This is a genomic window from Sphingomonas kyeonggiensis (genome assembly GCF_030812785.1).
Classification (GTDB): domain Bacteria; phylum Pseudomonadota; class Alphaproteobacteria; order Sphingomonadales; family Sphingomonadaceae; genus Sphingomonas; species Sphingomonas kyeonggiensis_B.
Genome location: NZ_JAUSTJ010000002.1, coordinates 1,590,132 through 1,614,906 on the forward strand (window position 1 = coordinate 1,590,132; position 24,775 = coordinate 1,614,906).

General features: G+C 67.7%; 20 protein-coding genes. 7 read left to right on the forward strand and 13 right to left on the reverse strand.

Annotated elements, in window-relative coordinates; genetic code table 11:
* Positions 1 to 90: 90 nt before the first annotated feature.
* The 3 genes from J2W22_RS17135 to J2W22_RS17145 all read left to right on the forward strand — a co-directional run bounded on the left by J2W22_RS17135 (position 91) and on the right by J2W22_RS17145 (position 3,727).
* Positions 91 to 1,959, forward strand: coding sequence for an acetyl/propionyl/methylcrotonyl-CoA carboxylase subunit alpha (locus J2W22_RS17135; RefSeq protein WP_307119435.1), 1,869 nt, complete (start codon positions 91 to 93; stop codon positions 1,957 to 1,959).
* A gap of 104 nt (positions 1,960 to 2,063) precedes the next feature.
* On the forward strand, positions 2,064 to 2,519 hold the full coding sequence (locus J2W22_RS17140) for a MaoC family dehydratase (RefSeq protein ID WP_307119436.1): 456 nt from the start codon (positions 2,064 to 2,066) through the stop codon (positions 2,517 to 2,519).
* Positions 2,516 to 3,727 (forward strand): flavin monoamine oxidase family protein, encoded by a 1,212-nt coding sequence (locus tag J2W22_RS17145; protein WP_307119437.1) that lies wholly within the window; start codon positions 2,516 to 2,518, stop codon positions 3,725 to 3,727. Before J2W22_RS17140 ends, J2W22_RS17145 begins: the two co-directional genes overlap by 4 nt.
* 110 nt (positions 3,728 to 3,837) lie before the next feature.
* Here J2W22_RS17145 and J2W22_RS17150 read toward each other — a convergent pair whose 3' ends face one another.
* The 10 genes from J2W22_RS17150 to J2W22_RS17195 form a co-directional block, all read right to left on the reverse strand.
* Positions 3,838 to 5,301 (reverse strand): flavin-containing monooxygenase, encoded by a 1,464-nt coding sequence (locus J2W22_RS17150; RefSeq protein WP_307119438.1) that lies wholly within the window; start codon positions 5,299 to 5,301, stop codon positions 3,838 to 3,840.
* A 53-nt stretch (positions 5,302 to 5,354) separates the two neighbouring features.
* Positions 5,355 to 9,578 (reverse strand): translocation/assembly module TamB domain-containing protein, encoded by a 4,224-nt coding sequence (locus tag J2W22_RS17155; RefSeq protein WP_307119439.1) that lies wholly within the window; start codon positions 9,576 to 9,578, stop codon positions 5,355 to 5,357.
* Positions 9,578 to 11,881, reverse strand: a complete 2,304-nt coding sequence (locus J2W22_RS17160; protein ID WP_307119440.1) for a BamA/TamA family outer membrane protein — start codon at positions 11,879 to 11,881, stop codon at positions 9,578 to 9,580. Before J2W22_RS17160 ends, J2W22_RS17155 begins: the two co-directional genes overlap by 1 nt.
* Positions 11,882 to 11,991: 110 nt before the next feature.
* A complete protein-coding gene (locus J2W22_RS17165) occupies positions 11,992 to 14,049 on the reverse strand; it encodes a malate synthase G (protein ID WP_307119441.1) in 2,058 nt (685 codons plus the stop codon).
* Positions 14,050 to 14,128: 79 nt separating this feature from the next.
* Positions 14,129 to 14,578, reverse strand: a complete 450-nt coding sequence (locus J2W22_RS17170) for a MarR family winged helix-turn-helix transcriptional regulator (RefSeq protein WP_307119442.1) — start codon at positions 14,576 to 14,578, stop codon at positions 14,129 to 14,131.
* 336 nt (positions 14,579 to 14,914) lie between these two features.
* The gene (locus tag J2W22_RS17175) at positions 14,915 to 15,694 is read right to left on the reverse strand and encodes a hypothetical protein (RefSeq protein ID WP_307119443.1); all 780 of its coding nucleotides are present in this window, start codon (positions 15,692 to 15,694) and stop codon (positions 14,915 to 14,917) included.
* 5 nt (positions 15,695 to 15,699) lie between these two features.
* Positions 15,700 to 17,112, reverse strand: coding sequence for a coniferyl aldehyde dehydrogenase (locus J2W22_RS17180; RefSeq protein ID WP_307119444.1), 1,413 nt, complete (start codon positions 17,110 to 17,112; stop codon positions 15,700 to 15,702).
* The gene (locus J2W22_RS17185; protein ID WP_307119445.1) at positions 17,109 to 17,873 is read right to left on the reverse strand and encodes an SIMPL domain-containing protein; all 765 of its coding nucleotides are present in this window, start codon (positions 17,871 to 17,873) and stop codon (positions 17,109 to 17,111) included. Before J2W22_RS17185 ends, J2W22_RS17180 begins: the two co-directional genes overlap by 4 nt.
* Before the next feature lie 27 nt (positions 17,874 to 17,900).
* A complete protein-coding gene (locus J2W22_RS17190) occupies positions 17,901 to 18,668 on the reverse strand; it encodes a prepilin peptidase (protein ID WP_307119446.1) in 768 nt (255 codons plus the stop codon).
* The gene (locus tag J2W22_RS17195) at positions 18,658 to 18,918 is read right to left on the reverse strand and encodes a hypothetical protein (RefSeq protein WP_307119447.1); all 261 of its coding nucleotides are present in this window, start codon (positions 18,916 to 18,918) and stop codon (positions 18,658 to 18,660) included. The genes J2W22_RS17190 and J2W22_RS17195 overlap by 11 nt, the downstream gene beginning before the upstream one ends.
* Positions 18,919 to 19,006: 88 nt before the next feature.
* Between J2W22_RS17195 and J2W22_RS17200 the strand changes: the two genes are divergently transcribed.
* Together J2W22_RS17200 and J2W22_RS17205 are read left to right on the forward strand one after the other, a co-directional pair.
* Positions 19,007 to 20,194 carry an acetyl-CoA C-acyltransferase gene (locus J2W22_RS17200; protein WP_307119448.1) on the forward strand — a complete coding sequence of 396 codons (1,188 nt, stop codon included), beginning with the start codon at positions 19,007 to 19,009 and terminating at the stop codon, positions 20,192 to 20,194.
* A gap of 50 nt (positions 20,195 to 20,244) precedes the next feature.
* Positions 20,245 to 20,529, forward strand: a complete 285-nt coding sequence (locus J2W22_RS17205; protein ID WP_307119449.1) for a hypothetical protein — start codon at positions 20,245 to 20,247, stop codon at positions 20,527 to 20,529.
* A 117-nt stretch (positions 20,530 to 20,646) separates the two neighbouring features.
* Here the strand turns inward: J2W22_RS17205 and J2W22_RS17210 are convergent, their stop codons facing one another.
* Together J2W22_RS17210 and J2W22_RS17215 are read right to left on the reverse strand one after the other, a co-directional pair.
* Positions 20,647 to 21,042 carry a lysozyme inhibitor LprI family protein gene (locus tag J2W22_RS17210; RefSeq protein WP_307119450.1) on the reverse strand — a complete coding sequence of 132 codons (396 nt, stop codon included), beginning with the start codon at positions 21,040 to 21,042 and terminating at the stop codon, positions 20,647 to 20,649.
* Between the two features lie 70 nt (positions 21,043 to 21,112).
* Positions 21,113 to 21,589, reverse strand: coding sequence for an SH3 domain-containing protein (locus J2W22_RS17215; RefSeq protein WP_307119451.1), 477 nt, complete (start codon positions 21,587 to 21,589; stop codon positions 21,113 to 21,115).
* 99 nt (positions 21,590 to 21,688) lie between these two features.
* Between J2W22_RS17215 and J2W22_RS17220 the strand changes: the two genes are divergently transcribed.
* Both J2W22_RS17220 and J2W22_RS17225 read left to right on the forward strand, forming a co-directional pair.
* On the forward strand, positions 21,689 to 22,687 hold the full coding sequence (locus J2W22_RS17220) for a 2-hydroxyacid dehydrogenase (RefSeq protein ID WP_307119452.1): 999 nt from the start codon (positions 21,689 to 21,691) through the stop codon (positions 22,685 to 22,687).
* Between the two features lie 157 nt (positions 22,688 to 22,844).
* Entirely contained in the window at positions 22,845 to 23,276 is a 432-nt protein-coding gene (locus J2W22_RS17225) for a PilZ domain-containing protein (protein ID WP_307119453.1), read from the forward strand.
* Between the two features lie 39 nt (positions 23,277 to 23,315).
* On the opposite strand, the gene J2W22_RS17230 is transcribed toward J2W22_RS17225, so the two are convergent.
* Entirely contained in the window at positions 23,316 to 24,719 is a 1,404-nt protein-coding gene (locus J2W22_RS17230; RefSeq protein WP_307119454.1) for an NAD(P)H-dependent flavin oxidoreductase, read from the reverse strand.
* Positions 24,720 to 24,775: the final 56 nt, after the last annotated feature.

Genomic DNA, 24,775 nt, shown 5'->3' on the forward strand with positions numbered 1-24,775 from the left:
AGACTCGGGAGCGTCCCGATGCTGGCCGCGCGCCTGTGCGTGGGGATTCAAGGGATTCAAGATAATGCACAACCAGATGGTTGAATATCGATGATCAATTCCCTCCTGATCGCCAATCGCGGCGAGATCGCCTGCCGCATCATCCGCACCGCCCGCGCGCTCGGCATCCGCACCGTCGCGGTCTATTCGGACGCCGACGCCAAGGCGCTGCACGTCCGCCAGGCGGATGAGGCGGTGCATATCGGCCCGTCCCCCGCCCGCGAGAGCTACCTGGTCGGCGAGAAGATCATCGCCGCGGCCAAGCAGACCGGCGCCGAGGCGATCCATCCCGGCTATGGCTTCCTCTCGGAGAATGCCGACTTCGCCGAGGCGGTGATCGCCGCGAGGCTGGTCTGGGTCGGCCCCAGGCCCGACAGCATCCGCGCCATGGGCCTGAAGGACGCCGCCAAGGCACGCATGATCGCGGCCGGCGTGCCGGTCACCCCCGGCTATCTCGGCGAGGACCAGTCCCCCGACCGGCTCCAGGCCGAGGCGGACGCGATCGGCTATCCCGTCCTGATCAAGGCGGTGGCCGGCGGCGGCGGCAAGGGCATGCGGCTGGTCGAGGCGTCGGGCGATTTCCTCGACGCCCTCGCCTCGTGCCAGCGCGAGGCCGCCAGTTCGTTCGGCGACGACCGGGTGCTGCTCGAGAAGTACATCCTCTCGCCCCGCCACATCGAAGTGCAGGTGTTCGGCGACACGCACGGCGACGTCGTCCATCTGTTCGAGCGCGACTGCTCGCTCCAGCGCCGTCACCAGAAGGTGATCGAGGAAGCCCCGGCCCCCGGCATGGACGAGCAGACCCGCGAGGCGATCTGCGCCGCCGCCGTCCGTGCGGCCAAGGCAGTCGATTATGTCGGCGCCGGCACGATCGAGTTCATCGCCGATGCCAGCGAAGGCCTGCGCGCCGACCGCATCTGGTTCATGGAGATGAACACTCGCCTCCAGGTCGAGCATCCGGTGACCGAGGAGATCACCGGCCAGGACCTGGTCGAATGGCAGCTGCGCGTCGCCAGTGGCGAACCGCTGCCGCTGCGCCAGGAAGAGCTGGAAATCCAGGGCTGGGCGATGGAAGCGCGCCTCTATGCGGAGGATCCGGCTACCGGCTTCCTGCCCTCGATCGGCCCGCTCACCGAGTTCGACCTCAATGATGGCCTTATCCGCTCGGACAGCGGCGTCGAGGAAGGCGGCGAGGTGTCTCCCTTCTACGACCCGATGATCGCCAAGCTGATCGCCTGCGGGCTGGACCGCGAGGATGCCATCGCCCGGCTCTCCAATGCGCTGCTCGGCACCAGCGTCTGGCCGGTCCGCACCAACGGCGCCTTCCTGATCAAGGCGCTGGCCGATCCGGACTTCGCCGCAGGCAATCTCGACACCGGCCTGATCGCCCGCAAGGGCGACGCGTGGCTGCCGCCCAGGCTGCCGAGCGACGAGGTCCTGCGCGGCGCCGCCTGGCGGCTGATCGAGAACGAGGAAGGCGAGACACCGCGCCTGCCCGGCTTCCGCCTCAATGCGCCGCAGCGCCTCCAGACCGTGCTCGACGTCCACGGCACCCGCGTGCCGGTCGATTTCGTCGAGCCCGCCGAGAACTGGTACATGCGCCACCTCGACGACCGGGTGATGGTCAACGAGGAAGGCCAGACCTTCGCGATCCGCCTCGCCCGGTTCGACGGTGCCACCGGCGCCTCGGCCGGCGACGGCGCGATCCTGGCGCCGATGCCGGGCCGCGTCACCTCGGTGGAGGTCGCTGCGGGCGAAGCGGTAACCAAGGGCCAGCGCCTCGTCACGCTCGAGGCGATGAAGATGGAGCATGGCCTCACCGCCCCGTTCGATGGCACGATCGCCGAATTGAACGTGGCGCAGGGCAGCCAGGTGACCGAAGGTGCCCTGCTGGTGAAGGTCGAGAAGATAGAATCCTAATCCGTCATCCCCGCGCAGGCGGGGATCCAGAGCCAAACAGGTCTGGTTTCTGTTACCCTGGATCCCCGCCTTCGCGGGGATGACGAAAAGAGAAGTGAAGCGACATGGCAGGCAGGTTCTACGACGAATGGCAGGTCGGCGACACGGTCGCCCACGAGCTCCGCCGCACGGTGACGGAGACCGACAACCTGCTGTTCTCGACCATGACCCACAACACCCAGCCGCTCCACCTCGATGCCGAGGCGGCGCGGACGAGCGAGTTCGGCCAGATCCTCGTCAACGGCACCTTCACCTTCAGCCTGATGGTCGGCGTCACCGTGGGAGACACCACAGCCGGCACGCTGGTCGCGAACCTGGGTTATGACGAACTGCGCATGCCCAAGCCGGTGTTCATCGGCGATACGCTCCGGGCGACGAGCGAAGTGATCGAGCTGCGCCCGAGCAAGTCTCGCCCCGGCCAGGGCATCGTCACCTGGCGGCACCGCATGCTCAACCAGCGCGACGAAGTGGTCTGCGAATGCCTGCGCTCGGCCCTGCTCAAGAGCCGGCCGGCAGCGTGAAGCATAGCGCCGACATCGTCGTGATCGGCGGCGGCGCAGCGGGTGTCGGTGCGCTGCGCACCCTTGCCGATGCCGGCCGGGACGTGTTGCTGCTCGAGGCGCAGGACCGGCTCGGCGGCCGCGCGCATACCGTGCACATCGCCGGCATGCCGATCGACATGGGTGCCGGCTGGCTCCATTCGGCGACCAAGAACCCCTGGGCCGTCATTGCCGAGACGCGCGGGTTCGAGGTCTATCGCTCGCCGGCGCGCTGGGGCGAGCAATGGCGCGAATTGGGCGCCTCCAAGGCGGAGCAGCAGGCACTCTGGGCGGCGTTCGAGACGTTCATGAACGCGATGCACAACCCGCCGCCGAGCGACTGCGCTTCCGATCTGTTGCCGCCGGACGGCGAATGGAACGCCGCGCTCGATGCGCTCTCCGGCTATATCAACGGCGCCCCGATGCGCGAGATGTCGGTGATCGACTGGCTCGCCTATGAGGAGGCCTCGCTCGACATCAACTGGCGGGTCTGCGACGGCTATGGCGCGCTCGTCTCCTCGCATGCCGCGGCGCTGCCCGTGGCGCTGGCAACGCCGGTTTCCGCGATCGACACCTCCGGCAGGCAACTCCGCATCGAGACGCCGCGCGGATCGATCACCGCCAATGCCGCGATCGTCACCGTCTCCAGCAACGTCCTGGCCAGCGGCGCCATCCGCCTGCCCGGCCATGACGCGATCCTCCACGCCGCCTCGGAACTGCCGCTCGGTCTCGCCGACAAGCTGTTCTTCACGCTGGAGGGCGGCGAGGCGATCGACGACAACGCCCATCTGCTCGGCAATCCGCGCAGTTCCTGCACCGGCACCTATACGCTCAAGCCCTTTGGCCGCCCGCTGGTCGAGTGCATGCTCGGCGGCGAAGGCGCGCGGGCGATGGAAAAGGAAGGGCTGAACGGCGCCGCGGAGTTCGCCATCGGCGAGCTGGTCCATCTGCTGGGAAGCGAATGGCGGGCGAAGCTGCGCTTCGTCGCCGGCTCGGCATGGGGCCGCGAGACCCATGTGCTCGGCGGCTACAGCCACGCCCTGCCCGGCAAGCACGGCGCCCGGGCCGTGCTGCGCGCCGGCGCGGATCCCCGCATCCGCTTCGCTGGCGAAGCCACCTCGGACGACGAATTCTCCACCGCGCACGGCGCGTACAACACGGGCGTAGCGGCGGCCAAGGCGCTGCTTTAGGTTCTCGCTGTACCCAATACTCGTCATCCCCGCGAAGGCGGGGATCCAGGGTTTCTCTGCCGCGTCGCTTTGAACTCTGGATCCCCGCCTTCGCGGGGATGACGGAGTATCTAGGCCGCCTTCCTGCCAGGCTCCGGATTGGAGAATTCCATCTCCTGGTCGATCCCGCCAAACTTGAGCGCCATCACGTCGCGGGCATAATTCTGGTTCAGCCTCCACGGCTTGCGGTGCCCCTGGCGGGGCAGCTTGTCCGAGGCGCGCTGGACATAGCCCGAGGTGAAGTCGAGGAACGGCACTTCCTCCACCGGCGCCGCCAGCCGCGGCGTCACCTGCCGCATGCCCCGCTTGCGCATCGCGTTGAGCAGGCGGGTGACATAGTTGGCGGTCAGGTCGGCCTTCAGCGTCCAGCTGGCATTGGTATAACCGAACGCGATCGCGAAATTGGGCACGTCGGAGAACATCATGCCCTTGTAGGTCATCGCCCTGGCCGGCTCGAAGAGCTTGCCGTCGACAGTGATCGGCATCCCGCTGAACAGCTGAATCTCCAGCCCGGTAGCGGTGACGACGAGGTCGGCCGCCAGTTCCTTGCCCGAGCCGAGCCTGAGGCCGGTCTCGGTGAAACGGTCGATCGTGTCGGTCACCACCTCGGCCTTGCCGCCCTTGATCGAGGCGAACAGGTCAGCATCGGGCACCAGGCAGACGCGCTGGTCCCAGGGATTGTAGCTGGGCGTGAAATGCGTGCCGACATCATAGTCCGGCCCCAGCTCGTCGCGGACCATCTGGACGATCCGCTCGCGGGTCTTCTCCGGGTTCTTGCGGGCGAGGCGGAAGAAGAATTGCTGGAGCAGCACATTCTTCCAGCGGGTGAGGCCATAGGCAGTCATCGCCGGCATCCAGCCGCGCATCCAGTTGGCGATGGCATCCTGCGAAGGCCGCGAGACGATATAGGTCGGCGAGCGCTGGAGCATGGTGACGTGTGCCGCCTGCTTGGCCAGCTCGGGCACCAGCGTCACTGCCGTCGCCCCGCTGCCGATCACCACGACGCGCTTGTCCTTGTAGTCGACGTCCTCGGTCCAGAATTGCGGATGGACGATCCGCCCCTTGAAGTCCGCCGCCCCGGCGAAGTCGGGCGTGTAGCCCCGGGCATAATTGTAATAGCCGGTGCACAGGAACAGGAACGAACAGGTGAAGGTAGACACCTCTCCGCCCCGCTCGGCGGTTACGGTCCACAGCGCATCTTCGCTCGACCAGCTCGCGCCGGTCACCCGCGTCGAATAGCGGATATGCTCGTCGATCCCGTAATCCTTCACGGCCTCGTCGAGATAGTTGAGGATCGACGGCCCATCGGCGATCGCCTTGCTCTCGGTCCAGGGACGGAAGGCGAAGCCCAGCGTGAACATGTCCGAGTCCGAGCGGATGCCCGGATAGCGGAACAGGTCCCAGGTCCCGCCCAGCCGCTCGCGCCCCTCCAGCACCACATAGCTGCGATCCGGACTGTTCTCCTGGAGATGCCAGGCGGCACTCACGCCGGAGATGCCGGCTCCCACGATCACCACGTCGAAATGCTCGGCCACGCGCCCTCTCCCGCCGATCTGTTTACACCAGTGTAAACAGAAAACGCGCCGGCTCAATAATCCCGCGAATATTTGAGACTGACGCTCGATCCGCCGAACGACCCCGCCTGGGAGAGCAGGCTCAGCGTGCGGCTGAGCGATATCTCGAGCTGGGTGGCGGTGAAGCCCCGCGCGTCGGTGATGATCTCCACATAGATGTCGTCGGTCAGATATTTGCCCGCCGCCAGCGCCATGCCGCGCCCGCTGACGTCGTCGGCGCCGAGGATGCGCAGCCGGTCGATGCCGGTGGCGGACTTGAGCTGGCCCAACGGATTGAGCCCGCCGCCCGAGCCGCTTAGCGACTGGAGCGCCGCAGCGAGCTGGATCGCCTCGGTAGCCGAGAGATTGGTCACGTTGGTCCCGAAGAACAGCCGGGCGAGCACTTCCTCCTGTGGCAAGGTCGGCGTCGAGCTGAACACGATCTGCGGCTGCTGGGCGGTGCCCGAGACAGTCAGGATCGCGGTGATCCCCTCGGCGGTGGTGCTGGCCTGGATATCGACGCTCGGATTGGTCAGCGCCGATCCCTGGAAGCGGATCGTGCCGCGCGAGATGTCGAAGCGACGGCTGGCGAAGCTGTAGGTGCCGCGCACGATCTCCATCGTGCCGCGGATATCGGGCGCCAGCGTGGTGCCGCGCACCGTGATCTGCGCGCGCCATTCGGACTCGAGCCCCATGCCGGTGACGAACAGGCGGTTGTCGGCATTGATGCGCAGGTTGAGGTCGAAATCGCCGAACGAGCGGCTTATCGCCTTGGCTGGCTCGTCCACTTCGCCGGTCGCGCGCTTGCGGCGGATGCCGGTCAGCTCGGGCACCTCGGCGGCGCCCTGGCGGATGATCTGGTAATGCGCCTCGGGGATGGTCAGCCGGCCCTCGATCTTCGAGACCTCGGGGTTCTTGGTGATGGTGATCTGGCCCGTCGCCGTCGCCCCCAGCGCGTCACTGCGTGCCAGCCGGGCGTTGTTGAGGTCCGCAGTGATCGAGATCGGATAGCCATTCGCCGAGGACAGGCTCACCCGCCCCTGCGCCTTCACCGTGCCGTCGCCCGCCTTGGCGGTGAGCGAATTGAGGATGAACGCGTCGTTCGAGAAGGCGCCGTCCACCGCCATGCCGGTCAGCCGCGTGCCGAAATTCTCGTTCTCGTATGTGAGGTTGGTCGCGCGGACCACGCCGGTAAGCCGCGGTTCCTCCAGCTTGCCCGAGAAGTCCGCCGCGATGCCGATCGGCCCATCGACCTGCTGGCCCGAGAGCCCGGCCAGCGAGAAGGGCACCGCCGCCGGACCGTTGTAGCGGATACCGCCCGAGAGCGGTGCGGCGAACATGCGCTCGGTCCAGGAGCCGGCATCCGCTCCGAGCGGGCTCAATGTCGCCACCACGCGGCCGATCGTCGTGTTGCCGCGCCGGATCAGCGCACGTGCGTCGCCGCCACTGGGCAGCAGCTTGCCGACGAAGCTGACGTTCACCGGCGTCGAGAGGCTGGCCAGGCTCGCCCGGGTGAAGTCGGCGATCTCCAGCCGCGCATCGGCGCTGGGGAAGGCCTCGGGCGAAGCCTGGGCGAAGTCGAGGCTGCCGGTCGCGGTGCCGCCGATGCCGAGATCGGGGACGAAGGCGTTGATCGCCGCCAGGTCGAGGCTGTCGAGCCGCGCCTGCAGCACCATGCCCTTGCCATAGCTGCCGGCGATCCGCGCCTTGCCCCGGTCGAAATCGAGCTGGGTCGGGGCGAGGTGATAGACCCCGTCGCGGATCGCGATGCGGGCCGGCTGCACGGTGTGGAAATTGACGCCGCTGCCACTGCCCTGCACCGCCACCAGCCAGTTTTCCGGCGCCAGCCTGGCGTTCGCGGCGATCTGGAACGGCACCCCGGTCGAGCCATTGGCGAAGAGCTGGGCAGTGCCGTTGCCGCCGGCATAGGCGATCTTCGCCCGCGCGGTCTTCAGCACGAAATTGCCCTGCCGCAGGTTCGCCACCTGCACGTCGCCGGTGATCTCGGGCGTCTCGGCCAGCACCACGGTTCCGTCGATCAGTGCACGCCCGATCGTCAGCCCGGCCTGGCCGGGTATCTTGGCGTTGGACGCGGTCGCATGCACGTCCGCCCGTTGCAGCTTGCCCTGCGCCGACAGCGCCGCCCGCCCGACCACGCCCGACCCGTTGAACGCCAGCGCACCCTCGAACGGGCGGGCAGCGGTCTGGGCGACCTTGCCGGTGATGTCCATGCCGGCAAAACGCCCGGCATTGATGTCGATCGCCAGCCTGTTGCCGGTCCGCACCAGCACGTCGGCATTGAAAGGCCCGTAATCGGTGTCGCCCTTGGCCAGCACCGCCCAGGCATTGCCCTTCCCGCGCACCTGCGCCTCGAGATTGGCCAAGCCGATGCCAAGCCCAGGCTTTGGCGCCCTGAGCAATATAACCGGCGCGTTGAGCGTCCCCGTCACCCGCGCAGTGAGCGGCCCGTACTGGTCGGAAACCGCGTCAGCGTTGATCAGGATCGGCCCCGCCGGATCATAGCGCCCCGATCCGCGCAGCACGCGGAACTTCGGCGCCTTCATCCGGACGTCGCTGATGCTGATCACGCCCTTGGGATCGAGCACCAGCCGCGCCGAGGCGACTGCGTTGCCGCCCAGGAACTCGCGCGCGCCATCGCTGAAGATCTTGCGTGAATTGCCGGCGATATGGCCCTTGATGCCCCAGCCGCCGCCGGGCGCCGCGAACAGCTCGGCATCGGTCCGCAGGTCGACAATGCCCACGCCGTCGATCTGATAGTCGTTCACCCGGCCCTTGAGCGCACCGGTATAACGGCCCTTGCCGACATCGGCGGCGATGATCGCAGTCGCGTCGATCTTGTCCGATCGGATGCGCAGATTGTCGGACAGCACCTGCTGGCCGGAGATCGCCAGGTCGCCGTTCACTGTCAGGTTGGTCACCAGCCCACCCGCCGCTGCATTCAGCCCCGAGACCCGCTTCGCCCGCGCCCGCACCGGCACAAGGATGCGATCCGTATCCACCCGCGCCCGCCCCTCGGCATAGAGCTGCTCGGCCACGGTCTCCCCAAAGCCGAGTGCGCCAGCGCTGAGCTTGTAATCGACCACAGGCCTGTCGAACGCCCCGTCCAGCGCCACCGACGCGCGCACCGAGCGCCCGACCAGGTTCGGCGCGATCGCCCCCGCCTTGAGCAGGATCGCATCGACCTTGAAGTCGTGGAACTGGTTATGCCCGAGGTCGACCTTGCCCTTGCCCTCGACCGACAATGCATCGGAGTGGAGCTTCACCACGCCATCGGCAACCCGGTCGGCCCATTTCATGTCTAGGTCCAGATCGAGCTGCGGCGAGGCCAACCGCTCGACCGGCCCCTTCAGCCACACGCCGGGATGCAACGGCCCGCGCAGCTGAAAGCGGCCATTGGTCGCGATCAGATCGAGATTGGCGAGCTGCGCCCCGCCCAAGGTACCAAGCGCCTTGCCCTGCCAGCGCGCCCAGTCGCCCTTTCCGGCCACTGCAACCGTCAGCGGCGCATCGAGCCCGGCCAACCCGGCGACCAGCCCCTTGGCCGGCGCATCGAGCTTCAGGTCGACATCGAACCGGTTCTTTTCCGGCGTCGCATCGAGCCTCAGCGCCAGCTTGTCACCGCCCGGCACGTTCGCCCCGGCAAGCGTGCCGCCATCGAGCACGAGCTGCGCACGCCCATCGGCCAGATGCGCCTTGCCCGCCAGCCGCCCGAGATAGCGCGCCCGCCCGTCGACTTCCTTCGCGATATCGATCCGCGCCACATCGAGCCGGCCGATATCGATGTTGATGTCGGGCAGCAGCGGCGCATTCGGGTCGCCCGAAGGCTTGAGCGCCGGCATGCGCAACAGCTTCACCTCGGGGCTGGTAGCGCTGCGCACGTCGATCCGGTTCTTGAGATAGGCGAAGGGCCGCCAGTCCAGCCGGATCTCGCGCGAGGTGGCGAACACGCCCTTGATATCGCGCACCTGCACGTCGCGCAGGATCATCGCGCCATAGAGTGAGCCGTCGATCCGCCCGATCCGGAAATTGAGCCCCGATCCCAGCGTCAGCGCAGCGATCCGGTCCGCGACGAAGCGCCGGCCCGGCTGGGTATTGATCCCCAGCACGAGCGCGCCGATCGCCAGCGCCAGGCCGGCGAGCGCGATCCCCGTCCACTTCACCACGCGCTGCCATAGCGGCCGGCGGACCTTCACCACCTCGGGCTCGGACGCCACGGCTTCGGGCGTTTCCTCGGCCATCAGAAGGCCTGCCCGATCGAGATGTAGAGCGAGACCTTGGACTCGCCCGGCTTGCGCGCGATCGGCGTCGCCACATCGACGCGGATCGGGCCGAAATTGGTGTAGAGCCGCCCGCCGATGCCCGCGCCGAAGCGGATATTCTGACCCGTGGGGTAGATGCCCTCATAGACCTGGCCGGCATCGATGAACGGGACGATGCCGTAATTGCCGAAGCGGTAGCGTGCCTCGATCGCGAACTCGTTGAAGCTACGTCCGCCCACCGGCTTGCCGTCCGGCGCGCGCGGGCCGAGTTCCTGATAGCCGAAGCCGCGTACCGATCCGCCGCCGCCCGAATAATAGCGCCGCGAGGGCGGCAGGTCGTCACGCGCGATGCCGACGATCGAGCCGACCCGCGCCCGCCCGGCAATCACGATGCTGCTCGACACCGGCTGGTAATAGGTGCCCTCGAGCATGAACCGCGCATAGGGCCGCGCCGCGCCGCGCACCGAGGTCTCCGGACTGGCATTGCCCTTGATCCGGAAGCCGCGCGTCGGGTTCAGCAGATTGTCTGAGCTGTCATAGCCGAGGAACAAGGGCGCGGCGGCGATCAGCCAGGTGCCGCGGTCACGCTGGTTGCGGTTGTAGTTCCAGCGATCCTCGTTCGATCCGACCAGCTCGGCGCCGTAATAATAGGTCCAGCGCTTCTGCCAGATCGGCGTGGAATCGCGCGAATATCGGAACGAGAGCGTGCCGGTATAGCTCTCATACGCGTCGTAATCCTGGTGGTTGAGCTGCGCGGCGATCTGGAAGGTCCTGTCGCGCTGGCCGGCGTTCGAGCGGCGGAAGGTGGTGGTCAGCCCCTGCTCCTGGGTGCCGAGCACGCCCGCGACGATCAGCGCGCCTTCGGGCGGGAACAGGTTGCGGTGCGTCCAACTGCCGGTCAGGCGGATGCCCTGCCCGGTCGAATAGCCGAGCTCCGCCGCCAGCGTGCGCGGCCGGCCGGGGTTCTGGCGGACGAGCAGATCGACCACCTCGGTGCCGTCCGGGCCCGCCTGCCCGGTGCGCACCGGCTCGACCGAGACAGTGGAGAACAGGCTGGTCGCGATCATCGCCTCGCGCAGATCGTCCACCGCGCGCACGTCATACAGCTCGCCCGGCTTGTAGCGGCGCAGCACGCGGATATGGTCGGCGTCGAACACCAGCTTGCGCGCCCGGCGCTGGCGCCGCTCACCGCGCTGCCCCCGCTCACCACGCCGCGCCGCGCGCTCGGCATCGCGCGCCGCCTGCTCGGCAAGCGTGCCGCTGCCCACTTCGGTACGGATGTCACCGAACACCGCCCGCGGCCCCAGCGCGATCGGCAGCGCATAGTCGCCGATATGGGTTTCCTCATCGAGCAGGATGTCGCGCTGCCCGACCTTGACGAAAGGGTAGCCCTGTTGCGGCAGGCGCAGCGCGACATTGGCCTCGGCACCCTGCACCCGCTCCGCCTCGATCGGGTCGCCGGGGTTGAGGTTGAGCTCGCGCAGCAACAGCCCTGGCGGCACGGTCGGATCGCTCGTCACCGTGACATTGCCCAGCCGGTAGAGCGGTCCCGGCGTCGCGCTGATCGTCGCGCGGACGATGCCGGGGGTCTTGGGATCCTGGTCGATCGTCGAGACCGCGGTCGCGTCATAATAGCCACGCGAGTTGAGCAGGCGTATCGCCAGCCGCTCATCCTCCCGGGCCCGCGCCGCGACCATCGCGCTGTTGGCCGCCTTGCCGCCGCCATTCTCCAGCGCGGAGAGGTCCTCGAACAGGCCTTCCAGCCCTACCGAGGACAGGCCGTCCTCATGCGTAGTGTAGCGGATCGTCACCGCCTTCTTGTCGGCGACCTTGTCCTCCACCGGCGGCTCGACCTTGAATTCGGAGAGCGGCGGCAGCGGTTTGGCGAATTCCGGGTCCTCGGCGGGCGCGGCGGCGAAGCTCTGCTCGACCTGGTCCTTCACCTGCTGCGCCGCCTCGCCCTGGGTTACCGGCGCAGGCGCGGGGGTCGGCGCGCCGCGGGGCGGCGGCATCGCCTCGAGCGGCGCGTTGATGTCGCCCTCGATCTTCGGCATCGCCGCCTCGAACTGGTCGTCCGGGACGATCGGGCTCTCATCGGCCGGGGCGACGATAACGGTGCCGTCCTGTGACGGGGCTGGCGTCGGCGTCGGGCTGGCAGAGGGTGCCGGCGCGGGGCCGGAAGGCGGCGCCCCCTGCCCCGGCTTCGGATCGGATATCTGGGCATGCGCGAGCCCCGGCACGAATGCCGTGCCGGCGAGCGCCGCCAGCCAAATCCGCTTCACCCCTTTACGCAAACGGCTCCCTTTCGAACCGCGTTCCTAGCCCGGCCCTCTCGCAAGCGTAACGACCCAAATGCGCTTTGGGTCCCCGTTTTTGCGAAAGCCGGGGGATTTCAGCGTGCTACCGCCTTCGCTTCAGCGCGAAATCTGTGGAGAAGTGGCTCGGTATAGCCGTTCGGCTGTTCCAGCCCCTCGAACACCAGCGCCCGCGCCGCCTGGAAGGCCAGGCTGGTGTCCTCATTTCCTGCCATCGGCCGGTAGAGCGGATCGCCGAAATTCTGGGCATCGACCTTGGCCGCCATTCGCGTCAGCGCCGCATCGACATCCGCCGCCTGCGCCACCCCGTGGAGCAGCCAGTTGGCCATATGCTGCGATGAGATGCGCAAGGTCGCCCGGTCTTCCATCAGCCCCACGTCATGAATGTCAGGCACCTTGGAGCAGCCGACGCCCTGATCGATCCAGCGCACGACATAGCCGAGGATGCCCTGGGCATTATTGTCCAGCTCCTGCGCGACTTCCTCGGCCTGCCAATTGCGCCCCTCGGCCAGAGGAACCGTGAGCAGCGGCTTCAGCGCCGGGATCGCTTCCCCGGCAATCTCCTTCTGCCGGGCGAAGACATCGACCTGGTGGTAATGGAGCGCATGCAGCGTCGCCGCGGTCGGGCTCGGCACCCAGGCGGTATTCGCCCCGCTCATCGGATGCGCGATCTTCTGGGCGAGCATGTCGGCCATCCGGTCCGGCGCCGCCCACATCCCCTTGCCGATCTGCGCCTTGCCGCTCAGCCCGCACGCCAACCCGATGCGGACATTGCGGTCCTCATAGGCCTTGATCCAGTCCGCCCCCTTCATCTCGCCCTTGGGGACCATCGGCCCGGCACGCATGCTGGTGTGGATTTCGTCGCCGGTGCGATCGAGGAAGCCGGTGTTGATGAAGACGATACGGTCCTTCACCGCATGGATGCACGCCGCGAGATTGGCCGAGGTCCGCCGCTCCTCGTCCATCACGCCGACCTTGATCGTGTGGCGCGGCAGCACGAGCAGGTCCTCGACCGCGTCGAACAGCGCGTCGGTAAAGGCGCATTCCTCGGGCCCGTGCATCTTGGGCTTCACGATATAGATCGAGCCCGCACGGCTGTTGCGGTACCTGCCCAGTCCGCGAACGTCATAGAGCGCGATCGTGCTGGTCAGGATCGCGTCGAGAATGCCCTCGGGCGCCGCGCTGCCGTCGGCCAGATGCAGCGCCGGCGTGGTCATCAGATGCCCGACATTGCGAACGAACAGCAACGACCGCCCGGGCAGCACGCCCCGGTCGGGGTTGAGCCTGCGGGTCAGCGTCCTGCCGCCCTTGTCGAAGCTCTCCTCCAGGTCGCCCTGCATCAGCCCCAGCCAATTGGCATAGGCCGCGACCTTGTCCTCGGCATCGACCGCGGCGACCGAGTCCTCCAAATCGACGATCGCAGTCAGCGCGCTTTCGAGGATCACGTCGGCGATACCGGCGGGATCGGTTCGACCGATCGGATGGTCGTAATCAATGACCACCTCGATATGCAAACCGTTGTGCTGAAATAGGAAATTCTGCCCATTCCGTCCAACGAAACCCGACCGGTCATCGATCGACATATCGATCTCGTCCGGACAGCTGGCATCTCCCCAACTCCAGCAGTTCAGCGGCACTGCCTTGTCGAGAAACGCCTTGGCGAAGGCGATCACCTGCGCCCCACGCTCCGGATCATAGCCACCCGGCTTCGCGACACCCGGCAGCGCATCGGTGCCGTAGAGCGCGTCGTACAGGCTCCCCCAGCGCGCATTGGCGGCGTTGAGCACGAAGCGGGCGTTGAGCGCCGGCACCACCAGCTGCGGCCCGGCCATGGTCGCGATCTCGGGATCGACATTGCGCGTGCCGATCTCGAACGGCGCCGGCGCCTCGACCAGATAGCCGATGTCACGCAGGAACTTCTCGTCGCCCGACAGCGTCGGATTGACGTCGATCATCGCCTGCAGCGCATCGCGCTTCGCCAGCAGCGCCCGGTTCTCCGGCGCGAACCGCGCGAAGATTTCCGCCACGCCGGCCCACCACCCCTCGGCTGCGATATCGAGCCCGGGCAGTACCCGTTCCTCGACGAAGCGCGCGAGCGGCTCGGCGACGGACAGGCCGGAACGAATGACGGTCATGAAAATCCTCCTGCGACACGATATTACAGCGTTCGCCTGGGGAGGGCTCGCCCGGCTTAGGCGATAGCCGGGCCCGGGATCAACCCTTTGCTTCCAGCTGCTCGACCGCCGCCTCGATCCGGTCCAGCATCTGGCGGAGCTGCTGCCGCTCCTCGGACGAAAAGTCGGCGAAGACCTGCCGCTCGAGCTGCAAGGCCTTGGGCGCTACTTCCTCGTACAGCTCCCAGCCCGCCTTGCTCAGCGTCAGCAGGTGCGATCGCTGGTCGCCCGGATTGCTCGCCCGGCTGATCAGCCCGCGTTCGGAAAGCGCGATCGCCGCCCTGCTCACCGTCACCTTGTCCATCCGGGTCCGCCCGCACAGCGCCTGCTGGCTCATCGCCCCGCCCTCGGCCAGGATCGTCACCAGCCGCCATTCGGGGATCTTGAGCCCGAACAATGCGCGATAGGCGCTCGCCACGGCGTCCGACACCGCGTTCGACGCGATCGACAGGCGATAGGGGAGGAAATCGTCCAGCTTCAGCACGGTCATGGTGTCACTCAATTATCATATTTTGGCTTTCGCAACTGACAACGCTAGACAGTTGCAATTTTTGCAATGCTACCGGTAACATTACGCACTTGCGATATAAACCGCTGCGATGCACAAAGATCGGGCCTTTCAGGCATCCTCTCCTAAGACTTTCACGGCCGTCCTTCGGGGCGGCCTTTTTTTGCGCGGAGCCGGCGGCGCCCGCAAGCCTATCCAGGCATGGCGACCTTAAATCCCGACTGTTCCCCGGCGAAAGCCGGGGCCACAAACGATATCGCTTTTGGCTCTGGGCCCCGGCTTTCGCCGGGGAACGAGAAGGATTGGGTCCCGCCCCTCTCAACTCTCCGTATAGCGCAGCAACAACCAGTCCCGCCCGGTCAGCAGCGCCGTCAGCGCCTCCGCCGCACCCACCGGCGTTCCAGCATAGAAATCCGCGACATCCCTCGCGAGTCGCGCCGCCACCGCGCCATCCATCACCGCCGCCCGCCGGAACCCGAGCACGCTCGCCCCGATCCCGAACAGGCCCAGCCCATATTCGGTCTCCAGATGCCGGGCGAGTGCCAGGCTCTGCATCGGATCGAGGTCGGACGCGAAATAGCCGTTCGGCATGGCGGCCAGCGCATCCGCGGCCTCGTTCACCGGCACGAACTGCGCCAGCGAGTCCTTCTCCCGGTCGATCCGCAGCGCCGCCTCGGGATCGCGGTTGATCGTCACCGGATCATTGTCGTCCCCGCTGGTCTCCCAGTCGAGTACCCCGCGCGGCACCGCCACGCCTTCCGCCTTCGCCCGCAGATTGGCGAGGCGGACCGCGAATTCCGGCGGTCGGTCGGCGAATTCCTCCCCCGCCATCACGTCCAGGTCATGCGAATCGACGGCGTGGCCGGAGGTATATTCGGCCTGTGCGCGATCGTTCAGCGTCAGCAGCACCCGCATATCCGGCCGTTCCGCCTGCAGGCGCGCCTGCACGTCCAGCAGCGCGGCGAACGAGCCCGGGTTCAGCACCACCACGCCATCGCACAGCAACCCACCGAAACTGCGCGGCTTCGCTTCGGCGAAGGGCACCAGCGCGGGCGGCTTCTCGCGCCGGAACCCGAAAAAACCGGAACCAATCGCCATTCCAGCTACTTCATCTGCCGCGCGATCGCCGCGCGTGTCTTCTTGCCATAGGGCGGCTTGAGCCCCGCCAGCCCGGCCACATCCAGCTTGGGCTGGCTGTACACCGACTTTGCATGGCTGAACGTCCGGAAGCCGATCTCGCCATGATAGGCGCCCATGCCCGAGGGGCCGATGCCGCCGAACGGCAGCTCCTCCTGGCTGACATGGAAGATCACGTCGTTGACCGTCGCCCCGCCCGAGATCGTCCGGTCGAGCACCTGGCGCTTCTCGCCCTCGTCCTTGCCGAAATAATAGAGCGCCAGCGGCCGGTCGCGCCGGTTCACTTCGCCGATCGCATCCTCCAGCTTCGCGTAGCGCCGCACCGGCAGCACGGGGCCGAAGATCTCCTCCTGCATCACCGTCATGTCGTCGGTCGGGTTGCGGATGATGTGGAGCGGCAGCTTGCGCGCATTGGAGCTGCCCAGATCCTCCTTCGCCGGATTGACCGCGATCACCTCGGCACCCTTGGCCCGCGCATCCTCGATCCACCCGGTCAGCCGCTCATAATGCCGGTCGTTGATCACCGCGGTATAGTCTGGGTTCGACAGCAGCGTGGGATACATGCGCGTGGCCGCGGCGACGAGCCCGTCGACCAGCTCGGCCTCCTTCTCCTCGGGCACCAGCATGTAATCGGGCGCCAGGCAGATCTGGCCCGCGTTGAGCATCTTGCCCAGCGCCACCCGCTCGGTCGTCTGGGCGATATCGGCCGAGCGGCCCACCACCACCGGCGACTTGCCGCCCAGTTCCAGCGTCACCGGCACCAGATTGTCCGCCGCCGCGTGCAGGATGTGCTTGGCGATCCCCGTAGCGCCGGTGAACAGCAGATGGTCGAACGGCAGTTCGGCAAAGGCCTTGCCCGCCTCGGGCCCGCCGCTGACGAACGCCAGCTCGGCCGGATCGAAATAGCGCGCCGCCAGCTCGGCCATCAGCGCGCTGGTCACCGGCGTATACTCGCTGGTCTTCACCATCGCCCGGTTGCCCGCGGCGAACACGCCCGCGAGCGGGCTCACCACCAGTTGCACCGGGAAGTTCCACGGCGCGATGATCCCCACCACGCCCTTGGGCTGATACTCGATATGCCCACGCCCGCCGAGCAGACCCAGCGGGAACAGCACCGGCTTGCGTTCCGGCTTCGCCCAGCGCGCCAGATGCTTGAGCGCATGCTTGAGCGGCCCGACCGAGGCGGCGATGTCGGTGATCATCGATTGCTCGCGGCTGCGATGCCCGAAATCCTCGCTCAGCGCGTCGCAGAGCCTGTCGGCATTGTCGGCGACCATCGCGATCGCCCGCTTCAGCCGGTCGCGCCGCACATCGAGCGGAACGGGCAGCTCGGCCATGAAGGCCCCACGCTGGGCATCAAGCAGGTCACGCATGCTCATCGGACGATCTCATAGCTGAGGTTGAGGCGGGCGGTTATCGTAACCTTGTCCGGATTTATGGCGACTGGCACAGATGCTAGGCGCGAACCGCTCACCATCACCCGCGGCGCGGCGCCGATGTCCTGCGCCACGATCCCGTCCCGCATGTCGAAATCGGTCACCCGCAGCAGCGGCCCCAGCTTCGCACCCGAAGCCGCGGCGATAGCATCGGCCTGCGCCTTGCCGTTGGCGAGTGCCACCGCCATCGCCTTGCGCCGCGCCGCCGCAGGATCGCGCAGCGCGAATTGCGCCATTGCGACCTCCGAGCCGCCCGCCTGCGCCACCGCGCCGGTCAGCGTTCCTGCCCGGTCGATCGGCGATACCGACGCCGTCACGCTCATGTCGGCAACATAGCCCTGCACGGCACAGGCGCCGGTGGAGAGCCGCGGCTGCGCCATGCCCATCTCGCCCCGCCGGCACTCGGCGCTGCGCACTTCCTGCACGCGCATCGTACCCGTGCGGATATCGAGCCTGGTATCGGCGAACTGGCCGAGCGCCTGCTCTATCTGCCCCTTGCGCGCCACCAATGCCCGGGTCGCCTCATCCGCGCTCTGGCCCTCGCCGCGCACGACGTAGCGGATCGTCGCGATCTCGGGGGGAAGCTCGACCGTCCCGCTGGCGACCACGTCGATCCGTGGCGGTTCCGGCCGCTCCTGCGCCAGCGCCCCGCCACCGATGCATGCCCCCAGCACCACGCCCGCGCCCAGCATCACGCTTCGCATGCCCACTCTCCCTCTTTTGGGGCGAGCCTAAACCGGTATCGGTCCGATCGCCAAGCCGAGCCACACCGCAAAGGCCGCCGCCGCCAGCATCACCCCGAAAGGCAACCGGTCGGTCGCCGTCACCCGGTGTCCGCCGACCATCAACCCCAGCACCCCTGCCAGCCCGATCAGGCAGGCGGCGAGCAGCACCAGCGGCAGCGCATGCCAGCCGAGCCACAGCCCGATCCCGCCGAACAGCTTCGGGTCGCCCCCGCCCAGCCCCTGCCGCCCGCGCAGCCGCTTGTAGCTCCAGGCGACCAGCCACAGCACGCCGAACCCGGCAGCCCCGCCGATCAGCCGCTCGTCCAGCGGCGGCCCCAGGCCCAGCAAGCCGGTACCCAGCCCCGTTGCCGCCAGCGTAGCGGTCAGCGCATTGGGCAGCCACAAGGCCGCCACGTCGAGCGCCGCCAGGGTGAGCAGCAGCCAGCCGAACACCGCCCCCGCGGCCCCGGCAGGATCGGGCGAGACGATCGCCGCCGCCACGCCGATCGCCCCGCCGACCAGCTCGGTCAGCAAATGGCTCATCCGGATCGGAGCGCCGCAGCCCCGGCAGCGGCCGCGCTGGAGGAGGTAGCTCAGCACCGGCACCAGCTCGCCGGCGCGCAACCCCTTGCCGCAACTGTCGCATTCCGAGCGGCCATGGCCGATCTCGCGCCCCGCCGGCCAGCGGATCGCCAGCGTCGCGATGAAGCTGCCGAAGACCAGCCCCAGAACGCCAAGCAGCACGCCCCAGCCCCATGCCGAATCAATCGTCATGAACGGGCTTCTTCCTGCGGATCAGATAGCGATAGATGCCCAGGCAATTGATCCCGAACAGCACGATGTTCTGCGTCCAGAGCGGCTCGTCCTTGGTCATCAGCGCCCCGCAGATCCAGGCGATGCTCGAGGTGACGAACAGCACGAAGCCCCAGCCGGTGATCCGGCGTCCCAGGTCCAGCGACACCATGAACGCTGCGATGATCCCGCTGATCGAGGCATACCATTTGAGAATCTCGACCAGGTTCATGTTCGGCGCCTTTCATGCCGGGCCGCGCGGCTTTTGCAAACCGTCGCATCAGTTACTAGATGCGCCCCAACCAATGAGAGGATCCAATATGTCCGCCGACGACGTCGTCATCGCTTCCTATGCCCGCACGCCAATGGGGAGCTTCCAGGGCGTGCTGACCGACGCTTCCGCCACCGATCTCGGTGCGGCCGCCGTCGGCGCCGCAGTTGAACGCGCGGGGCTGAAGGGTGACGCGATCGAGCGCATCTATATGGGCTGCGTCCTCCCCGCCGGTCTCGGCCAGGCGCCGGCGCGCCAGGCGGCGCTCAAAGCAGGCCTGCCCAACCACATCGAAGCGACGACCGTGAACAAGATGTGCGGCTCGGGCATGCAGGCGGCGATCATGGCCGCCGAGGCGCTCGCCGCCGGCTCGGTCGACCTGCTGATCGCGGGCGGGATGGAGAGCATGACCAACGCGCCGTACCTGTCGATGCGCCACCGCGCCGGCGCCCGCATCGGCCATGACGTGCTCAAGGATCACATGTATCTCGACGGGCTCGAGGATGCCTATGAGCCCGGCAAGCTGATGGGCAATTTCGCCGAGGAAGTGGCGCAGGAATATCAGTTCACCCGTCAGGCGCAGGACGATTTCGCCATCGCCAGCCTCGAACGCGCCAAGGCCGCCCAGGCGAGCGGCGCCTTCGACCGCGAGATCGTCCCAGTCGAAGTGAAGACCCGCAAGGGCGTGGTCTCGGTCGCCGCCGACGAGCAGCCCGCCAAGGCCGATCCCGCCAAGATCCCGACGCTCAAGCCCGCCTTTTCCAAGGACGGCACGATCACCGCGGCCAACGCCTCCTCGATCTCCGACGGCGCCGCCGCTTTGGTGATGACCCGGCTGAGCGTCGCCGAGAAGCTTGGCCTTACGCCGGTCGCCCGCGTCGTCGCCCATGCCGCGCACGCCCATGCCCCGGCGCGCTTCACCACCGCCCCGGTCTTCGCGATGAAGAAGGCGCTGGCGAAGGCCGGCTGGGGGATCGGCGATGTCGACCTGTTCGAAGTCAACGAAGCCTTCGCCGCCGTCGCGATGATCGCGATGAAGGAGCTGTCGCTCGATCACGCGGTGCTCAACGTCAACGGCGGCGCCTGCGCGCTCGGCCACCCGATCGGCGCGAGCGGCGCCCGCGTCCTCGCTACGCTGCTCTCGGCGCTCGAGACCCGTGGCGCCCGGCGCGGCCTCGCCTCGCTCTGCATCGGTGGCGGCGAAGCGACCGCGATGGCGGTGGAATTGTTGGACTAAGCCCCAAGCCGTCATCCCGGCTTCCGCCGGGATGACGAAGAGAGGACGAAATGGTCTTCGATCTGCGAGGCGCGCTGCTCAAAAAGGCCGAGGTGGAATCGGCGCGCCTCGACGATTTCGAATTCCGCCTGCGCGCCCGCACCATGCGCCTGCTGGCGCCGCTGCTCGGCGTGGAAGTGGAGGAACTGGTCGGCCGCATCGCAGTCGAGCCCGACGAAGCGATCCTCGCCTCGCTCCCGGAGACCGCCCGCGCCTGGTACGAAGAGGCGCGCACCGAGGCCCGCCGCCAGCTGATCGAGGAACGCGGCGACCCGACGCCCTACAAGCTCGCCTGAGTTACTGGCAGTATTCCTGGGAAAGCAGGAACCCAGGGTAATCAAGCACTTCGTTACCCTAGGCTCCTGCTTTCCCAGGAGCACAAAGAAGGGATTGGCGCTTCCATCCGGTGAGCGCTAGCGCCGCGCCAACACCTTCGCCCGCGCCTTCGTCACATCGACCCAGCACTGCGCCACCACCACCGGCGCGATCGTGCCACCTCGATAGCGCTTCCCCTTGGCAACGCACCCCCGGTCGCGCTCGGCCAGCCATTTGCGCTGCTCCACCAGCAGCTTCTGCCGAGCCGCCGGCTTCAACCGCGCCCGCAGCGCCGAATAGCGCGCGCTCATCTGCGCATCCGCGACCCGCAGGTCACGCGCCGCGCAATGCTGCATGTCGAACGTCGTCTCGCACTTGGCCGGCGCGGGATCCTTGAAGGCAGGGTTCTGCATGAAGGCACCCGCGGTCTGCGCCGAGGCGCCGCTCGCGATCAACGCGCCCGCAAGGGCGGCAAGAGCAAGTCGGAAGGTCATTCGTTTCTCCTCAGCCCTGCAACGCCCACACACCGGCTCGGCTCCCCGCTGCGCCCCAACAGGGGGTGGATCAGTTCACCGTCTCGCCGGGGTCTGTCCCCCAGATATGGCTCTGCTCGACATAGCCGCCGCGCCCGGCGACGTCGAACCAGCACCAGTTGCTCGCGCAGCGGCTCACCCGGCCGACAACGCCCGGCGCCGCGCGCCAGCTCACCCGGGCGTTGAACCGCGGCGCGTCCCGCATCTCGGTCACCGTGCCGATCACCATCGCGGTGCGCACGTCGTCGAGCAGGTTGGCGAGCATCCAGCCCTGGGTACCGTCCGGGTCCTCGACCTTGCGCCACTCGCCATAGATGTCGATCACCTTGAGCGGCAGCCCGCGGCGCTGGTAGAGCCAGTTCGACGGATAGTTGCGCCCCGGCCCGGTGCGCATCCGCGCCTTCTCGGCCTTGATCGAGACGAAATAGGGCGTCTTGCGCTGCGCCGATGCGGGAACGGCCAGCCCCAGCGCGACGACGCCGAGCACGACCCACTTCCCCAAACGCATGCGACCCCCATTCAAACTGTGTCCGAGCCGCATCTACGCGCACCTCGCCCCCGCCATCAACCGTTGACTGGCGCCGTGCCACCCGCCAAGCCGCTCTTTATGGCACAAGGCCCGCGCCCTTCCCGCCCCCGGGTGATCGTCACCCGCGCGCTGCCCGAGAGGATCGAGGGGCGCATGTCCCAGCTGTTCGATGCGGCGACCAATGCCACCGACACCCCGATGACCGCCGAAGCGCTCGCCGCCGCGATGGCCGATTGCGACGTGCTGGTCCCCACCGTCACCGACCGGATCGACGCCGCACTGATCGCCGCCGCGCCCGATCGCCTGCGCCTGATCGCCAATTACGGCGCCGGCGTCGGCCATATCGACCTCAAGGCGGCCCGCGAGCGCGGCATCACCGTCACCAACACGCCCGGCGTGCTGACCGAGGACACCGCCGACATGGCGATGGCGCTGATCCTCGCGGTGCCGCGCCGGCTGGTCGAGGGCGACGAGCTGGTCCGCGCCGGCGGCTGGACCGGCTGGGCGCCCACCTCGATGCGCGGCCACCGGATCGGCGGCAGGAAGCTCGGCATCCTCGGCATGGGCCGGATCGGCCAGGCGGTGGCGATGCGCGCCCGCGCCTTCGGCCTGCAGATCCATTACCACAACCGCCACCGCCTGCCTCAGGTGCTCGAGGCCCAGTTGGGCGCCACCTGGCACAGCGAGCTCGATTCGATGCTCGAGGCGGCGGACATCCTGACCATCCACACCCCGCACACCGGCTCCACCGGCGGACTGATCGATGCGCGCCGGCTCGACCTGCTCGGCCCCAAGGGCTGGCTGATCAACACCGCCCGCGGCGAGATCGTCGACAATGACGCGATGATCGCAGCGCTGTCGGAGCGGCGCATCGCCGGCGCCGGGCTCGACGTCTATGTGAACGAGCCCGCGGTCGCTCCCCGCCTGCTCGGCCTCGAAAACGTGGTGCTCCTCCCGCACCTCGGATCGGCGACGTTCGAGGGTCGCGAGGACATGGGCGTCAAGGTAATCGCCAATATCCGCGCCTGGTCCGACGGCCACCGCCCGCCCGATCAGGTGCTCGACGGCTGGCTGTAGTTATCTGATAAATACTTGCGATTACTTAGCCGATAACTCCGATACGGAGCTTCTTCCGGCGCATTAACCAGAGTCCGCAAGCGGTCGGTAAATGTAATTCTGCGTAATTCTACTTACGCGAAGCTGCCTGTCCGGGCGGCGCGTCGGGGGACATCCGATGATACCGAGAGAATCGCGGCGGGAGGTCGTCATTCCCGCCCAGATGCGTAGCAAGGGAGGATGGAGTGACGTTACCATCCGCAACATCTCGCCCCACGGCATGATGCTGCTGGCGCCGTTCCCGCCCAGGCCGGGAACCTTTGTCGAGGTCCGCCGGGCCTCGCTGGCGCTGGTCGGCAAGGTCGTCTGGGTGAAGGGCAAGGCGCTCGGCATCAAGCTGATCGAACGGCTCAACTTCAACGCCCTGCTCCGGGCCGCGAACGAAGGGCCGGCGGTAACCCAGAACCGGACCGCCGCCAATGATGCAACGGTCCCGCCGGCCGGCACCAGCCCCGGCATCTTCCAGAGCTGGCTGCGCGCCGGCCTCAATCGCCTCCGCGGCCCGTCGCGCCGCGCTTCCGCACCGGCGGATCTGACCGAAGTCTCCTGACGACCCCCGAGATGCGGCCGAAGCCGCGCCGGAAACCCCTCAGTCGCCCGTCAGGATACGGTCCACCAGCTGCTTCACCGTCGGAACGAAGCCGTTCGAATAGAACGGGTCCCGCTTGAAGTTGTAGGCGGCATGCCCCGCGAACATCAGATTGTGGTCGGTCGGGCCGCCATGCGCGATGTCCTGCAGCGTCTTCTGGATGCAGAAGCTGCGCGGATCGGCCAGCCGGCCGGTCGAGTTGGTCTCGGTATCCGCCCAGGACGAGAAGGCGCACTGGCTGAGGCAGCCCATGCAGTCCTTCTGGTCGGTGCGGATGATCTGCTGCTCCTCCGACGTCACGAACACCAACGTGTTGTCCGGGGTCTTGAGCGCCGAGGTGAAGCCCTCGCCGAACCACTGGCGCGCACGCAGCAGGTCGTTGCGGGTCACCCAGAAATTCTTGCCCTTCACGCCCACGTCGAGCTGGAAGGTATGGTCGCCCGCCTCTTCCGTCGAATAGGGGATCTGGCGCTCGCTGCGCGCTTCCAGGCTGCGCAGGAACGGGTTGCGCACCGCCGAGGAGTAGAAGCCGGTCGGCGAGAAGCGGTGCAGCAGCACCTCGCCTTCCTCGATCTCCATCAGCTTGGCCTTCCACTCGGCCGGGATCGGGCTCTCCTGGGTGAGCAGCGGGCGGGTGCCGAACTGGAAGGCGATCGCACCCAGCTCGGGATTGTCGATCCAGTTGCTCCAGTCGCGCAGATACCAGACGCCGCCGGCCATAACGATCGGCACGCTGTCCGAGATGCCGCCTTCGCGCATCACCGCGCGCAGTTCCTTGACGCGCGGATAGGGGTCCTGCGGCTTCAGTGGGTCCTCGGCGTTCGACAGGCCGTTATGGCCGCCGGCGAGCCAGGGATCTTCGTAGACCACCGCGGCCAGCCACTCGCTCGCCTTGGAATAGGCGCGCTTCCACAGCGCCCGGAAGGCGCGGCCCGAGCTGACGATCGGCAGGTAGTTGACGTTGTACGACGCCGCGATCTCGCTGAGCTTGTAGGGCATGCCCGCGCCGCAGGTGACGCCCGCAACCATGCCGCGGGTGCGCTCGAGCACGCCGTGCAGCACGCGCTGCGCGCCACCCATCTCCCACAGCACGTTGATGTTGATCGCGCCCTTGCCGCCGGCGATCTCGAAGGCCTTCTTGACCTGCTGGACGGCGCCTTCGATCGCATAGGCGATCAGCTCTTCATGGCGCTCGCGGCGCGTGAGTGCGTTGTAGATCTGCGGGATGATCTTGCCCTCGGCATCATAGCTGTCGGCATTGACCGCCGAGACCGTGCCGATGCCGCCCGCAGCGGCCCAGGCGCCTGCGCTGGCGTGGTTGGTGGCAGCCACACCCTTGCCCCCCTCGACGATCGGCCAGACCTCGCGGCCGTTGTACTGGATGGGCGACAGACCCTTGAACACATAACCTCCAATAAAAATTCGGGCGACGCTAGACGGATTGGACGCCACAAGCGAGC